Source organism: Rhizobium sp. CFBP 8762 (genome assembly GCF_014841565.1).
Classification (GTDB): domain Bacteria; phylum Pseudomonadota; class Alphaproteobacteria; order Rhizobiales; family Rhizobiaceae; genus CFBP-8762.
In genome coordinates this window covers 627203-642332 of record NZ_JACYUD010000002.1, presented here as the reverse complement: position 1 = coordinate 642332, position 15130 = coordinate 627203, and the positions used below count along the sequence as shown (strand labels likewise).

The 15130-nt window shown below is 57.0% G+C and carries 16 protein-coding genes; 12 read left to right on the top strand and 4 right to left on the bottom strand.

Annotated elements, in window-relative coordinates; genetic code table 11:
- The first annotated feature begins 18 nt into the window (after positions 1 to 18).
- Together IFT84_RS08110 and IFT84_RS08105 are read left to right on the top strand one after the other, a co-directional pair.
- On the top strand, positions 19 to 786 hold the full coding sequence (locus tag IFT84_RS08110; protein WP_192118147.1) for a 5-oxoprolinase subunit PxpA: 768 nt from the start codon (positions 19 to 21) through the stop codon (positions 784 to 786).
- A gap of 48 nt (positions 787 to 834) precedes the next feature.
- Entirely contained in the window at positions 835 to 2037 is a 1203-nt protein-coding gene (locus tag IFT84_RS08105; RefSeq protein ID WP_192118146.1) for a pyridoxal phosphate-dependent aminotransferase, read from the top strand.
- 12 nt (positions 2038 to 2049) lie between these two features.
- On the opposite strand, the gene nac is transcribed toward IFT84_RS08105, so the two are convergent.
- Positions 2050 to 2955 carry a nitrogen assimilation transcriptional regulator NAC gene (gene nac, locus IFT84_RS08100; protein WP_192118145.1) on the bottom strand — a complete coding sequence of 302 codons (906 nt, stop codon included), beginning with the start codon at positions 2953 to 2955 and terminating at the stop codon, positions 2050 to 2052.
- A gap of 229 nt (positions 2956 to 3184) precedes the next feature.
- Here nac and IFT84_RS08095 point away from each other — a divergent pair, with 229 nt between their 5' ends.
- The 6 genes from IFT84_RS08095 (at position 3185) to IFT84_RS08070 (ending at position 7825) form a co-directional block, all read left to right on the top strand.
- Complete coding sequence (locus tag IFT84_RS08095) at positions 3185 to 3964, top strand: SDR family oxidoreductase (RefSeq protein WP_192118144.1); 780 nt, start codon at positions 3185 to 3187, stop codon at positions 3962 to 3964.
- Positions 3961 to 4668 (top strand): ABC transporter permease subunit, encoded by a 708-nt coding sequence (locus IFT84_RS08090; protein ID WP_192118143.1) that lies wholly within the window; start codon positions 3961 to 3963, stop codon positions 4666 to 4668. Before IFT84_RS08095 ends, IFT84_RS08090 begins: the two co-directional genes overlap by 4 nt.
- A complete protein-coding gene (locus IFT84_RS08085) occupies positions 4665 to 5423 on the top strand; it encodes an amino acid ABC transporter permease (protein ID WP_192118142.1) in 759 nt (252 codons plus the stop codon). Before IFT84_RS08090 ends, IFT84_RS08085 begins: the two co-directional genes overlap by 4 nt.
- Positions 5420 to 6187: an amino acid ABC transporter ATP-binding protein gene (locus tag IFT84_RS08080; protein WP_192118141.1), complete on the top strand. Its 768-nt coding sequence runs from the start codon at positions 5420 to 5422 to the stop codon at positions 6185 to 6187. The genes IFT84_RS08085 and IFT84_RS08080 overlap by 4 nt, the downstream gene beginning before the upstream one ends.
- A gap of 36 nt (positions 6188 to 6223) precedes the next feature.
- Positions 6224 to 7060 (top strand): ABC transporter substrate-binding protein, encoded by an 837-nt coding sequence (locus IFT84_RS08075; protein WP_192118140.1) that lies wholly within the window; start codon positions 6224 to 6226, stop codon positions 7058 to 7060.
- Between the two features lie 90 nt (positions 7061 to 7150).
- Positions 7151 to 7825, top strand: coding sequence for a 4-carboxy-4-hydroxy-2-oxoadipate aldolase/oxaloacetate decarboxylase (locus IFT84_RS08070; protein ID WP_192118139.1), 675 nt, complete (start codon positions 7151 to 7153; stop codon positions 7823 to 7825).
- 61 nt (positions 7826 to 7886) lie between these two features.
- On the opposite strand, the gene IFT84_RS08065 is transcribed toward IFT84_RS08070, so the two are convergent.
- Positions 7887 to 8654 carry an SDR family oxidoreductase gene (locus IFT84_RS08065; RefSeq protein ID WP_192118138.1) on the bottom strand — a complete coding sequence of 256 codons (768 nt, stop codon included), beginning with the start codon at positions 8652 to 8654 and terminating at the stop codon, positions 7887 to 7889.
- Between the two features lie 117 nt (positions 8655 to 8771).
- On the opposite strand from IFT84_RS08065, the gene IFT84_RS08060 reads away from it, so the two are divergent.
- Positions 8772 to 9716: a 2-hydroxyacid dehydrogenase gene (locus IFT84_RS08060; protein ID WP_192118137.1), complete on the top strand. Its 945-nt coding sequence runs from the start codon at positions 8772 to 8774 to the stop codon at positions 9714 to 9716.
- 9 nt (positions 9717 to 9725) lie between these two features.
- Positions 9726 to 10757: an L-idonate 5-dehydrogenase gene (locus tag IFT84_RS08055; protein WP_192118136.1), complete on the top strand. Its 1032-nt coding sequence runs from the start codon at positions 9726 to 9728 to the stop codon at positions 10755 to 10757.
- Between the two features lie 13 nt (positions 10758 to 10770).
- Here the strand turns inward: IFT84_RS08055 and IFT84_RS08050 are convergent, their stop codons facing one another.
- The gene (locus IFT84_RS08050) at positions 10771 to 11808 is read right to left on the bottom strand and encodes a LacI family DNA-binding transcriptional regulator (RefSeq protein WP_244651134.1); all 1038 of its coding nucleotides are present in this window, start codon (positions 11806 to 11808) and stop codon (positions 10771 to 10773) included.
- A 110-nt stretch (positions 11809 to 11918) separates the two neighbouring features.
- Positions 11919 to 12527, bottom strand: coding sequence for a LysE/ArgO family amino acid transporter (locus IFT84_RS08045; protein WP_192118134.1), 609 nt, complete (start codon positions 12525 to 12527; stop codon positions 11919 to 11921).
- Positions 12528 to 12626: 99 nt separating this feature from the next.
- Between IFT84_RS08045 and IFT84_RS08040 the strand changes: the two genes are divergently transcribed.
- Positions 12627 to 13535 carry a LysR family transcriptional regulator ArgP gene (locus IFT84_RS08040; RefSeq protein WP_192118133.1) on the top strand — a complete coding sequence of 303 codons (909 nt, stop codon included), beginning with the start codon at positions 12627 to 12629 and terminating at the stop codon, positions 13533 to 13535.
- Positions 13536 to 13941: 406 nt separating this feature from the next.
- Positions 13942 to 15075: a polysaccharide biosynthesis/export family protein gene (locus tag IFT84_RS08035; protein WP_192118132.1), complete on the top strand. Its 1134-nt coding sequence runs from the start codon at positions 13942 to 13944 to the stop codon at positions 15073 to 15075.
- Positions 15076 to 15130: the final 55 nt, after the last annotated feature.

The following is a 15130-nucleotide window of genomic DNA, read 5'->3' as shown; positions in this document are numbered from 1 at the left end:
AATTGATGGGAGGAACGGGTGAAAATCGATCTGAATTCTGACATGGGCGAAGGCTTTGGGCCTTACCGTCTGTGTGATGACGAAGCGATGATGACAATCGTGTCATCCGCCAATATTGCCTGCGGGTTTCATGGCGGCGATCCCGATACGATGGCGCGCATGGTACGCCTTGCCAAGGCGAACGGTGTTGGCATCGGCGCTCATCCAGGGCTTCCCGACCGGGCTGGATTTGGCCGACGCGAGATACCTTACCAGTTGGACGAACTGCGTCAGCAAATGCTCTATCAACTGGGTGCGCTTGGCGCCATTGCGGCCAGTGAAGGCCAGCGTGTTCAGCACTTCAGCTTTCATGCCGCCATGGGAAATATGGTCAACAGGGACCCAAAGCTGGCGGATATGATGATGGATGCCATCCGCACCGTCGATCCACAGCTTATCATTCTGGCCATGCCGGACAGTGAGATCGAACGCGCGGCCAAACGCGCTTCGTTGAAGACGTTGCTGCTGTTTCTAGCCGACCGCGCCTATGACGGGCAGGGCCGTCTGGTTGCCCGGGGGCTGCCGGGTGCCTTGATCAAGGAGGAGGACGCGGTGCGTGCACGCGTGCGCCAGTTCCTGCTGAGCGGCACCGTGACCACGCTGGACGGCGCAACCATTCCCATGCCTGCACAGTCGATCCTCGTTCATAGCGACACGCCTGGCTCTGTCGAACTGGCACGAACTGTCCGCAGCGAGATTGAGGCTACCGGTGGCACGCTTGCGCCTGCGTCTGCCGTCGTGGGCTGACGTCCTTAGCACAACCGAACAAACCCATATCCACGGAAAGACAAGACCATGCGTACAGTTGCCGATCGATTGAAGAACGTATCCATATCCGCCTCTGCCGCCATGACGCAACGCGCACGAGAACTGGCTGCTAAGGGCATCAAAGTGGTCAGCATGTCATCGGGTGAACCGGATTTTCGGACGCCCACCCACGCTACCGAAGCCGCTTACGCGGCTGCTCTTGCCGGTGATACCAAATATCCGACGATGGACGGAACGCCAGCGATGAAGGCCGCCATCATCGCCAAGTTCAAGCGCGACAACAATCTTGAGTATGAGGCCAATCAGATTGTTGTGTCCGGCGGCGGTAAACAGGTCATTTTCAATGCGGTTCTGGCAACCTGCAACCCAGGTGATGAGGTGGTGATCCCGGCACCCTCATGGGTGAGTTATGCCGACATCGTAAAGTTTGCTGGCGGCATTCCCGTATCCGTGCCGTGCCCCGAAAGCACGGGGTTCAAATTGCGAGCCGCAGATCTTGAAGCGGCAATGACGCAACGCACGAAATGGCTGTTTCTCAATTTTCCCAATAACCCGACAGGTGCGGCGTGCTCGCGTGCGGACATGGCGGAGATTGCAGAGGTCATGCTGCGGTACCCGGATGTCTGGATTCTGACGGACGATATATACGAGCACCTTGTCTATGACGATTTCGAGTTCTGCACCATCGCCGAGGTGGAGCCGCGTCTTTACGACCGCGTCCTGACCATGAACGGCGTTTCAAAAGCCTATGCCATGACCGGCTGGCGGCTTGGTTACTGCGGTGGGCCAAAAGATCTCATTGCCGCCATCAGCAATGTCAACGGCCAGAACAGCGGCGGCACCTCCACACTGAGCCAGGCGGCGGCGGTGGCCGCGCTCAATGGACCACAGGACCTGCTCAAGGAACGGTCGTCCATCTACAAGTCTCGCCGCGATTACGTTCTTGAAAGACTTAAAGAAATCAATGGGTTGCGTGCCCACAAACCGGAAGGTGCGTTTTACCTCTTCCCCAACATTTCGGACCTGATCGGCAAAACCAGCAAGGGCGGTCGCAAGATCGAAACGGACGTGGACTTCGTCATGGGCCTTATTGATGAGCACCATGTCGCAACCGTGCAGGGCGCGGCCTACGGGATGAGCCCTTATTTCCGCATATCCTACGCAACAAGCATGGACATGCTGGAGGAGGGCTGCAACCGCATAGCGCAATTCTGCAAAGACTTGAAGTAAACTAAGATAGCGTTACGCCTGCAATCGGCTCGCGAGTTCTGTAAGAATGTCTTTCACGGCGGACGCGGGTTCGGACAATCGCGTCTGGTCTGATACGCAGAGAGACAGTGTCTCCTCCAGCCGTGGTGAGATCAGGCGGCAGACCAAAGGTTCACGCGACTCGCCCATCAGCCGGTCGGCAATAGCCTTCGGCATGATCGTGGCACCCAGCCCCTGATCGACCGACCGGCCGAGCGTGCGCACAATTTCGACCTCCGCGACAACTTTCAAGCTGATCTTGCTGCGCGAAAAGGCGGTATCGACAGCCCTTCGGACAAAATTGTAGGCGGGCGGCATGAGCATGGGGACTCCATCCAGTGCTGAAATCGGAAGGGCCGCATCGTCGGCCTTGATCCCAAACTCGCGATGGGCGACGAGATAAAACTCTTCCTTCAAAAGCGGCTCGAACCGGACCCCCTTGATCGGACCTGTTCCATGAATAAGTGCCATTTCTAATCGGCCGTTCATGATCATCTGGCTATAGGTCTGTCCCACGCTCTCGGTCAGATGCAACAGAATTCCAGGATGCCGCTTGCGCGTTTCAGCAAGAAGATCAACCGACAGCGTGGCTGCACTGCTGAACGGAACCAGACCGACGGAGACACGCCCCGCCAGCGAGTTTCCGGCAGCCGAGACGTCTGCCCGCGCTTGCTCCATCTGCCGTAAAATGATCTGCGCGTGCCGGTACACCGCTTGGCCTGCATCGGTCATGGTAACGCCCTGCTGGCTGCGGATCAAAAGTTTTTGCCCGAAGTGCTCTTCAAGGGCGGCCAGTTGCTGGCTCAACGCTGGCTGAGCCACATGGAGTATATCGGCTGCGCGGGTAATGCTGCCGCTGTCGACAATGACGATAAAGGATTTGAAACGTCTGGTATCCATGGGCGGGCAAATCTACCTGTTCATTCCGGGCCATGTTTACAGCGCGCGCACGTGATTGCAACCGAGAGTTTCCATGCGGGGGCAGCGGTCGGGCGCATGCAGGTTTGCGCAAAGCCTGTCGGCACGGGCGCTGGTCATCTCCATAACGGTTGCTTATTAGCCCAAAAATAATCGGTCTTAGGCAAGTCAAAAAAGCTTCGCTACTCTTGTCTTAACAAAGGGGAATAATATGCCATTTTCCAAATACAAGACTGCTCTGGTGACTGGTGCCTCATCGGGAATTGGTGCAGCGATCGTCGAAAGACTGTGCCGCGAAGGGCTGGAGGTCCATGCGATAGCGCGCAGCGCCGAGCCATTGCAGGCGCTTGCGGCGCGTACCGGCTGCATCGCCCACGTGATCGATGTAACCGATCGCAATGCGCTGGCGGACCTGACGGACCGGGTGGCGTTCGATGTGCTCGTCAACAATGCCGGTGTCGATAGACCGAAAAAATTTCTTGAAGCGGAAAACGGCGATATCGATCTGCTGATTGATGTCAACCTGCGCGCGGTGCTTCACCTCTGCCGCATGGTCGTACCCGGCATGGCGGCGCGCGACCGCGGGCATGTCATCAATATCTCGTCCATTGCGGGTAACTACAATTTTGCGGGCAATTCGACCTATCACGCCGTCAAGGCCGGCGTTGCCATGTTGTCCAGCCAACTGCGTATCGATACGTTCGGCAAGCGGGTGCGGGTAACCGAAATTTGCCCGGGGCGCGTCGCGACCGATATCTTCTACCATGTCCATGGCAACGATCCCTCTATCGCCGAACGGTTTATTGACGGGTACGAACTGCCGCAAGCGTCCGACATTGCCGACGCCGTTGCCTATGTCATCGCTGCGCCAATCGCGGTGAATATTGGTCATATGGAAATAACGCCAACTCTCCAGGTCATGGGCGGTCTTCAAACTGCCAAGCCTCAAACTACCGCCGCCGAAAGCAGTGCGGAAAGGGCAAAGCGGTGAGCGGGTTCGATCTTTCGGCGATCCTTTCCAATCCGGACTATATGTCGATGCTTCTGCACGGCATTCAGATGACCTTTGTCATCTTCTTCGGCTCATGGCTGTGGGCGATGACACTGGCTATCCTGCTTCTTGCCTTGCGGGTCTCTCCGTTTCGTATGGGAGAACGGATTGTCGCCGCCTATGTCTCCTACCACCGCAATGTTCCCACACTCGTGCAACTGATGCTGTGGTATTTCGGCATTTTCACCCTGATGCCGCAGGGGGTATCGGACTGGCTGGCAAACCATAATGCCGAAGTGGTTTTTGCCGTCATCGGCCTAGGCCTGTGTCAGGCAGCTTATTTCAGCGAAGACCTGCGGTCCGGGCTTCGCTCGGTTGGCACGGGTCAGATGGAGGCAGCGCAGGCGCTCGGCCACGGCTATGCATCGGCCATGCGTTTCGTGATCATGCCGCAGGGGGTTCGCAATGCGATGCCACCACTGATCAATCACAGTGTTTCGCTTTTCAAAAACAGCAGCCTCGCGATTGTGATCGGTGCGCCGGAACTGACCCATGCGATCAAGGAAGTCGAAAACCTCAGCTTCCGAACTTTTGAGATCTACACGATTGGCACGGTCACCTATCTCTTCTTTTCGCTCATCATCATGGCGATCGGCGCATACCTGTCGATGCGGGCAGACCCCGCCCGGAGGGCGCGCGCATGATCCGGGATTTCGTCACCATCATTCAGGACTACTGGTTGCTGCTGCTGATCGGGCAGTATCCGAACGGTCCATTGGGTGGCCTCGCCAATACCATCATCCTGTCGGTGCTGGCGATTGGGCTGGCATTTCCGATCAGCATTCTGATGGCACTGGCCCGACTTTCCAAATGGCGTCTGCTCCGCTGGCCTGTAACAGGTCTTGTTTACGTGACCCGCGGCGTACCGCTGCTGATGCTGATCCTCTGGTGTTATTTCGTAATCCCGTTATGGACCGGTGCGGACGTTCCAAGCTTTTTCATCATGCTGGTCACGCTGGTTGTTTATCAGGGGGCGTTCTTAAGTGAAGTCGTTCGCGCCGGTATCGTATCGCTGGGGCAGGGACAAATGGATGCGGCGCGGGCGCTCGGCCATGGCTATATGGGGGCGATGCGCTTCGTCATCTTGCCGCAGGCGTTGTACAACATGATTCCCAGCATGATTTCCACGTTCGTTTCAACCATCAAGGACACGACGCTGGGCTACGTTATCAACGTGCCGGACCTGACATTTGCCGCCAGCCAGGTCAACAATCAGTTGCTTACCCAGCCCTTTCAGGTGTTCCTTATTCTGGCAGTGGTCTACTACATCATTTGCTGGAGCCTGACGTTTGCCGCCAACACAATCGAGCGGCGCATCACTCGCCGGCGCGCCGGGCCGCGCAATGCGCGCCTGCGTGACGACGCCGCCCCTCTTATCACCATTCGGGAGCAGCTATGAGCACCTCCATATCTGAACCGCACGCCGCCCCTGCCATTCGCATAACGGATGTTTGCAAAAGCTACGGCGATTATCGGGTGCTCAGGAACATCACTGCCGAGGTTGCCCGGGGCGAGGTTGTCGTCATCTGCGGGCCTTCCGGCTCCGGCAAGTCCACGCTGATCCGCACCGTCAACCGGTTGGAAGAAATCAGCAGTGGCGCTATCACGTTCGAGGGGCATGATATCCATACGCCCATGCGCGCACGGGATTTGAACACGCTGCGCAGCCGCATCGGCTTTGTTTTTCAGAGCTTCAATCTGTTCCCCCATCTTTCCGTGGTGGACAATGTGTCCATGTCGCCAATCCGGGTGAGGGGCCTTCCCGTGGATCAGGCCCATGACACTGCGCTGAAACTTCTGGACCGTGTCGGCCTTGCGGAGAAAGCAAATGCCTATCCAGGCCAGCTATCCGGTGGTCAGCAGCAGCGCGTGGCAATCGCGCGTGCACTGGCCATGGAGCCGCCCGTCATGCTGTTTGATGAGCCAACCAGTGCGCTGGACCCGGAGATGGTCGGCGAGGTTCTGAGCGTCATGAAAAGTCTGGCGGCCGACGGCATGACGATGCTGTGTGTGACCCATGAAATGGGCTTTGCGCGCGATGTCGCGGATCGGATCTGGTTCATCGACAAGGGTGAAATTCTGGAAAGCGCGCCTCCAGAGGATTTCTTTCAAAATCCGCGGCATCCGCGCGCGCAACGTTTCCTCGCTGATCTGCGACACTGACTGCCTTCCTCACACAATAACAATGGAGAACAGCATATGAACTGGAAATTTGTAACTCTTGCATCGGTGATGGCCAGCGCGGCTGTGGTCTCGCCCGCCAAGGCAGACCAGCTTGCCGATATCCTGTCGGCAAAGACATTGCGCTGCGCAACGTTTGCTGATGTGCCGCCGTTTTCAGCCCCGGACCCGAAGACCCGGGAGATGGTGGGGTTCGATGTTGATCTCTGCCACGCTATCGCTCGAGAGTTGGGTGTGACGGCAGAGGTCAAGCCGGTTTCCGTTGAAGCCCGCGTTCCAGAGGTCAAGCTCGGACGCGTTGATATCACGGTTGCCAATCTGGCCTATACTCAAAGCCGCGCCGAACAGATCCAGTTCAGTGATCCCTATTATCTCGCCAAGGAAATGCTGATCGTGAAGGTAGCCGATGAAGGCAAGGTTAAAGCAGATTATGTCGGCCAGCGGATTGCGTCGGCCAAGGGGTCAACCTCCGAAATGTCGATCAAGCTCAACAAATCCGAGCCGCTGACGTTTCAGGATACGGCGTCCGCCTATCTCGCCGTTCAGCAGGGCAAGGCACGCGGAATGGTGGCCAATACCATGACGACGACCAAGTTCGTTAACGAGTCAAAGTCTCGCGGCAAGGAAATGCGAATGATTGAAGAGCCGATGTTGTATCAGCCGATTGGCATTGGCATGCAGAAGGACCAGCCGGCGCTGACGACGAAAATCAACGAGGTTTTGCGCAAGCTCGATGCCGATGGCGAGATCAACACCATCTGGGACAAATGGCTCGGGCAGGCAACCGAGTACAAGATGACCCGCACAGACAAGGTCGTGCCGCTGTCCGAGCTGAAATTCGACCCCATTCCCTGAACGTCGCTCAGTAATTCCGTAAAATCTGACTTTGCCAACAGCGCCGGTGCCGCCGCTGTGCGGCATCACCATGGCCTACAGGAGGGCCGCATGACACATATCAAGGATATTCCGCAACGCCCCTCGCAAGAGGATATAGCGGCGCTTGCGCGCTACTCGCCCGCAACTATTCATGAGGCGCAAGGGCGGCGCGGGGCGTTGTCGTCGCGTCTGAAGCCGGTTGATTACCGCATGAAACTATGTGGCCCAGCGTTCACGGTGAAGTCATCGCCGCGCGACAACATCATGTTGCAACTGGCCATCAACTACGCCAAACCGGGCGACATTATCGTCGTTTCGGCTGGTGAATATGAGGAAGCGGGTTCGTTTGGCGATGTTCTCGCCAATGCGTGCCTTGCCAAGGGCATTGGCGGGTTGGTGACGGATACCGGCGTGCGCGACACGCTGCAATTGCGGGATCTGGGTTTTCCGGTCTTTTCACTCAGCGTCTGCATCAAGGGTACGGTCAAGGAAACGCTCGGCACAACAAATGATACTCTTATGGTCGGTGGAGAAATCATCCATCCGGGCGATGTCATCGTTGGCGATGCCGATGGTCTGGTGGTCGTGCGCCGCGACGAGGTCGCGGAGGTGGCAAAGCTTTCTCAGGCCCGCGAGGATGCGGAGGCCGCTTTCATCGAGGCTTACAAATCCGGGCGTTCGGTCGTTGACGTCAGCAAACTGGAGCCGGTGCTGGCGGCCAAGGGTCTGATTGTTGATATGTGATACCCATGCGGGTAGGGTTTACGCCCGAAAGGTTGGGAGCATGCTCCCAACCAACTCCGGATTAAAGACTGATGGTAATGCCGCCATCGACATACAACGTGTGTCCGTTCACGAAGGAAGAACCCTTGCCGGACAGGAAAACGGCTGCTCCCACTAGCTCATCGACATTGCCCCAGCGCGCAGCCGGCGTGCGCTTTTCCAGCCAGCCGGAAAATTCCGGGTTGTCGACCAGTGCCTGATTAAGCGGGGTCTTGAAGTAGCCCGGCGCAATGGCGTTAATCTGGAGGCCATGCTTTGCCCAGTCGGTTGACATGCCCCTGGTCAGATTTTTGACAGCGCCTTTGGTCGCCGTGTAGGGGGCGATGCCCGGACGGGCAAGCTCACTCTGTACAGAGGCGATGTTGATGATCTTACCCTCACCGCGGGCAATCATATACCGGGCAACGGCCTGGCCCACATAGAAAACGCTAGAGATGTTGGTAGCCAGCAACTGCTGCCACTTGTCGACAGGAAACTCCTCCAACGGGGAGCGGTGCTGCATGCCGGCATTGTTGATGAGGATATCAATGGGCGCAATGTCGACTTCCACCCTGTCAATACCGGCTGCGACTGACTGTGGGTTTGTTGCATCGAAGGCAACGCTGTCGGCGGTTATCCCATCAGCCGCAAGCTGCTTCTGCGCGGCCGCCAGTTTGGCTTCATCACGGCCGTTGAGAATAACGGTGGCTCCGTGCTCGGCAAGGCCGCGCGCGAGCGCAAAGCCGATTCCCTGGCTGGAACCGGTTATCAGCGCCGTTTTGCCTGTCAGATCGAATAATGGAAACGCCATGGAAAACCCTCTTAACGTCTTGTAGCGCTGTTCGATCTGAACAGCGCTCTGATGGTTGTTATTGACATAGATGTTATCGATAACATATGCAATCTCTCGAGTGACAGGGAGCGAGATATGAAGCAGCAAATTCTGGTTATCGGACCTTATCCTGAATGGGACATGGTTGAGCTCGAAAAGAGCTACGACGTGAAAAAACTCTATGAGGCGACGGATCGCGATGCGTTTATCGACGGAGCGGCCAAGCAAGTTACGGCAATTGCCACACGCGGAGAACTTGGCGCGTCGGCAGACCTGATCGACCGGCTTCCCAATCTGCAAATCGTTTCGGTCTATGGCGTCGGCTACGATGCGGTCGACCTGGATGCCTGCCGCAAACGCGCAATCCGTGTCACCAATACGCCGGATGTGTTGACCAATGACGTCGCTGATCTCGGCGTTGGCATGATGCTGTGCCATTCTCGCGGTATGATTGGGGCGGAGCGATGGGTGAGGGACGGGAGTTGGGCGGCAAAAGGTCTGTACCCCCTCAAGCGCAAGGTCTGGGGCCGCAAGGCGGGCGTGCTGGGACTTGGCCGTATCGGCTTTGAAGTTGCCAAGCGGCTGCGGGGCTTCGATATGGATATTGCCTATAGCGACACATCGGAAAAGCAATATGCCGAAGGCATGAGCTATCTTGCCGATCCGGTTGCGCTGGCACGCCATTCCGATTTTCTGTTTGTGACGCTTGCTGCATCTGCTGCCACGCGCCATATTGTTTCAAAAGCGGTCATTGACGCGCTTGGGCCGGACGGCATGCTGATCAATATTTCCCGCGCCTCCAACATCGATGAGGACGCGTTGCTAGACGCGCTGCAAACCGGTTCGCTCGGATCGGCGGCACTCGACGTTTTTGAGGGCGAACCACGCCTGAACCCGCGTTTCCTGGCTTTGGAAAACGTGCTGTTGCAGCCACACCATGCGTCCGGCACGGTGGAAACGCGCAAGGCAATGGGTAAGCTTGTTCGCGATAATCTGGCGGCGCACTTTGCCGGTCAGCCTCTCCTAACTCCGATTATCTGAGGACGGGTCATGAAAGCTGTTGTTATTCATTCTGCCAGGGATCTGCGCGTCGAGGAGCGGGATATCGACACCGCTGGTCCCGGACAGGTCGATATTGCGGTGGAAGCAGGCGGGATCTGCGGGTCCGACCTCCATTACTTCAACCACGGCGGCTTCGGCACGGTGCGCGTTCGAGAACCGATGATCCTCGGTCATGAGGTTGCCGGGCGTGTGGTTGCGCTCGGAAGCGGGGTGTCCCATCTGGCTGTTGGCGACCGGGTGGCTGTATCGCCAAGCCGGCCCTGCAACCACTGTGACTATTGCCTGAAAGGGCAGCAGAACCATTGCCTGAACATGCGTTTTTACGGCAGCGCCATGCCCATGCCGCATATTCAGGGGGCGTTTCGTGAGCGGCTGGTGGCTGACGCCACGCAGTGCCACAGGATCAACACGGATATTTCCATCAACGAAGCCGCCTTCGCCGAGCCATTCGCGGTGACACTGCACGGCGTGTCTCGCGCCGGTTCGCTCCAGGGCAAGCGCGTGCTGGTAACGGGGTGCGGGCCAATCGGCGTGCTCGCCATTATCGCCGCACGCCTGCATGGTGCCCGCGAGGTGGTCGCCACGGATGTTATGGACCCGGTTTTGAAAACGGCGGGTTTGATCGGTGCCGACCGTACCATCAATGTGGTCTCGCAGCCGGATGCCCTGAACGTTTATAGTGCGAACAAGGGCACTTTTGACGTGCATTTTGAGGCTTCAGGCAATGAGCGTGCCATACGCTCGGGACTGGATGTGCTGAAGCCCAGAGGCATTCTCGTCCAGCTCGGCCTTGGGGCTGAGATATCACTACCGCAGAACACCATTGTGGCCAAGGAAATCGAGATTAAGGGCACGTTCCGTTTTCACGACGAATTTGGCCTCGCTGTTGATCTGATCAACCAGAAGCGCGTCGATTTCTCTCCACTTCTATCGGAAATCTTTCCCGTTGCCGACGCGGTAAAAGCGTTTGAAATCGCGGGCGACCGCAGCCGCGCCATGAAGGTTCAGCTCAGTTTCTGACACACAAACCAGATCACGTGCTGCCGCGAAGCAGTACGTGATAGTTTGTGGAAATCGTTGCGCTATGCCCGCGATGATCGAGCATGGCGATCATTTGACCTGCGGCCTGTGTGCCGATTCCGTAGCTGTCGACGTTGACGGTGGTAATACCGGGTTCCGACACGGACGCAATTTCGTAGTCCCCAAAACCAGCGATGGCGATGTCGTGCGGTACACTCAGCCCCATTCTTCTGCATTCCATAATGGCACCGAACGCAACAAGATCCGACACACACACCGCCACATCGGTATCGGGAAAGCGGTTGAGCAACTGTCGGATTGCCGTACCGCCGTCTGACATGCGCAGGGGCACGGCCTCGACAGCCACTCTGCGTTCGCTGCTGAACCCGTGCCGCGACAGCGCACGGCTGAAGCCGCTCTGACGCTGCTGGCCACGGGTGTCGGAGGTTTCGGACCCACTGATGAAACCAAATCGCGAATATCCCTGTTCCACAAGGCTGTCGACCAGCGCTTCCATCGCATCAGCGTTGGAAAAGCCGACAACGGCGTCCACCGGGTTTTCCGGCCTGTCCCAGGTTTCGATGACGGGAATGCCTGCATTTGACAGCATTCCTCTTGCCTTTCGCGTATGGTGGCCGCCGGTAAGGATGATGCCTTCCGGTCGCCGCCGCAGCATGGATTCGATCAATTCCTCTTCCCGCTCGACAGAATAGTTGGAATATCCCAGCAACAGTTGCATATTTGTGCGCGCAAGCGCTTCGGTAATGCCGCGTGCGGTGTCGGCAAAATTGGAATTATCGATGGACGGCACGATGGCGGCGATAAACCCGGTGCGCCGTGATGACAGGCTACCCGCAGACTGGTCCAGCACATAACCGAGCTGATCGACCGCTGCCAGAATCCGGTCCAGTGTGCCTTTCGCAATGTAGGCGTTGCCTTTGAGGGCGCGCGACACCGTCATGGCCGAGACGCCAGCGATCCGCCCGACATCGGCCATGGTGGGTGCACTGCTATTGCCCTCGGCAGGCTGCTGCTTTTGCTTGGTCGGCATCATCTTTTCCGTTCAAACGATGAACGGACTGAAACCGTGCTTCTGGCTTCGCGTCAAGGCGGATTGGACACCCATACGACGGGGTCGTTGATGACTGCGCACTCACGCAATCAAGCGCTGCTCAGCAGCTTCCACGCAATCACCCACATGGTGCAGGCAATGATTGCGTCCAGAACACGCCATGTCGATGGCCGGGAGAAGATCGGTCTGAGGCGAACTGCACCATAGCCCAGCGAGAAAAAGAACAGGAACGACCCTGTCACTGCGCCCGCTGCAAACTCGAACTGGTGACCGGGGAAGCGTGTGGAAATCGTGCCAAGAAGCACCACCGTATCAAGGTACACATGCGGGTTCAGCCAGGTCAGCGCGAGACACGTGGCGAATGTTGCGGCGAAACTGGCCGGTGCGTCAGCAGCGACATCCAGAACACCGGACCCCCGAAATGCAGACAGGGCACTTTTGCCACCATACCAGATCAGGAATGCTGCACCGCCATACCGCATGACGGGATTGAGCAACGGCAGAAGACCGACAATCCGCTCAAGACTGGTTACGCCGATGATAATGAGAATGGCATCGGAAAGGGCGCAGGTGAGGCACACGGCAAACACATACTGATTACGAAGCCCCTGCCGTAAGACAAAAGCATTCTGTGCACCGATTGCTACAATCAGGCTCAGCCCCATCGTCATTCCGGTAAGGTAAGTCGTCATGTCCATGTCTGTACCCAAGATGCTGATCACGTTGCACGGCGGATAGACGGAATTTGAAGATTAGGCTATTTAAAGTGACTACAGGCAATTAAGCAGCGCTAATCCATGATCGACTATTCGGCTCTCCGTGTACTGGTGGCTGTGGCTCAAACGGGTAGCTTTGACAGGGCGGCGGTCGCCCTGAATGTTACGCCATCGGCTGTGTCGCAAAGGATCAAGCAACTGGAGGAGCGTTTCGGTGCGGCGCTGATTGTGCGTGGCAGCCCGTGCGTGGCGACAGACATAGGCGAGCAGCTGTGTCGCCATATGGAAAATGTCGGTATATTGGAGCACGATCTTGCCAACAGGCTGCCGCCGTCTGCCAAGATTGATGATGTGCAGCACCGGATTACGCTTAGCATTGCAACGAACGCCGACAGTCTCGGAACATGGTTCCTGGAGCCCATGGCTGATTTCGTGACCTCATCGGGCTACCTGTTGAACCTTTCGGTCGATGATCAGGAGCACACCGCCGACTGGCTCCAAAACGGAAAGGTTGTTGCGGCGGTCAGCGGTTCGGCGACATCCATTCCCGGATGCCGCCGCTTCTCACTCGGCGCACTGGTGTATTACGCTGTTGCCAGCCCTGCATTCGTTGCGCGTTACTTTGCAGAAGGCGTAACGCCGGAGACACTTTCCCAAGCACCCTGTCTGACCTTCAATCAGAAAGATCGACTTCAAGCGCAGTGGGTTTCGCAAACGATGGGACGAGCTGTCAACCTTCCAACGCATTGGTTGCCCTCAACGCACAGTTTCGTAGACGCCAGCCTGAGGGGAATGGGATGGGGCATGAATCCGGCACCTCTGGTCAAGGAGCATCTCGAAAGCGACCGACTGGTAGAACTCGTCTCTGACAGTCCACTCGTCATCCCACTATACTGGCATATCAACCGGATCGCGGCGGACAATCTCAAATCCTTGACCAAACACGTTCTCGATGTTGCCCGGCGCACGCTTCACCAATCACCATTGTGAGCGAATGGCAGATGGACCCGTTAGCCGGTCACAGAAGCCATCACGAAACGGAAACAGAGTGAGATGCCGACACGCTGCAGCCTCTTGAACCATTAAAGTAAAATAAATCTAATATATAAACAATAAAACATTTAATAAAGAAATCTATATTGTAGTCAATCTTAATCTAAGCTGTGATAGACTTGCAAAAATGCCACGGACACCCACCGAAAGTGTGTTTACCTTACTTCTTAAGTGGATTTAAATCAATTTTGCACAGTTCTGGACACTGTCCCGACAGAATTAAATTGCGATGCTCCAGGATATATTTTAGAAATCAACTGACCGTTGTAACAGCACGATGACGCTGCGCTCGTTCAAGCGTCTGCCTGCTTTTCGGCATGAGTGACAAGGAACTGACCCGTATATGGTGCTAACACGTTTAACGGTCACGCTCGGCATGGGCATCGCGCTGTGCTCTTGCACGGCACTTCCCACGTCCGGCCCAAGTGCCGGAGCAATCATCAATGAGGCGCTTGAAGAACCTTATACGCTCATCAAGGTCACGCAGCCGATTATATCCTACATTAGCAATGGGCGCAATGCCAATCTGCGCAGTACGTTCGGAAATTCCCGTCGTGTGGATTCCGCCCGCATTGGCATTGGCGATAGCGTGATCGTGTCGATCTGGGAGTCTGCCGATGGCGGTCTGTTCAGCGCGCAGACGGGCTCCAATGCCACCATCCCCGAGCAGCCGGTGTCCTCCAGTGGCACCATCTCCATTCCCTATGCCGGAACGATCAAGGTGGCCGGACGCTCGCCCGAAGAGGTTAAAAGCCTGATTGAGCGTGCGCTGGTGAGCAAGGCCATCGAGCCGCAAATTCTGGTCCGCGTGGTCAAGAACGTGGCCAACACCGTGACGGTGACTGGCGAAGTAGCGTCCAGCGGGCAGATACCTTTGACGGCAAGGGGCGAAAGCCTCCTGGACGTGATTGCGCTGGCCGGTGGGCCGCGCACTGAAGCGCACCAGTTGTCCGTGCAGATTGCGCGCAACGGCCGCATTCAAAGTGTGCCCCTTGAGCAATTGATGAACGATCCATCCGAAAACATCTTCGTGCGTCCGGGTGATCTGATTACGCTCACGCGCCAGCCGCGCAGCTTCACCATGTTCGGCGCGGTCACCTCCAACGCGGCATTCCAGTTTGATGAGCCACGGCTGTATCTCAATCAGGCTCTGGCCAAAACCGGTGGTTTGAACGACGAGCGCGCCAATGCGCGGGGCATCTTCATCTACCGCACGGAACCGGCCGAACTGGTGCGCAGCCTCGTGCCGGGCAAGCCAATCGTGACGAACGGCAGAACCACCAATGTCATCTATCAGATCGATCTGACCGACCCGAATGGCTTCTTCCTGCTGAAGAATTTCGAAATCTACGACAAGGACCTGGTCTATGTCGCGAACTCGTCGCTGGCTGAAATCCGCAAGTTCACGACCCTGATCAACACCACCACATCACCCTTCATACAGGCGGCGGTCACCACGCGCGCCCTGTCGAAATAAGGTTGCGCGGGCACGTCGCGCAGCTTGAAATTTATGGAAAACCGGGGCGGCTTGG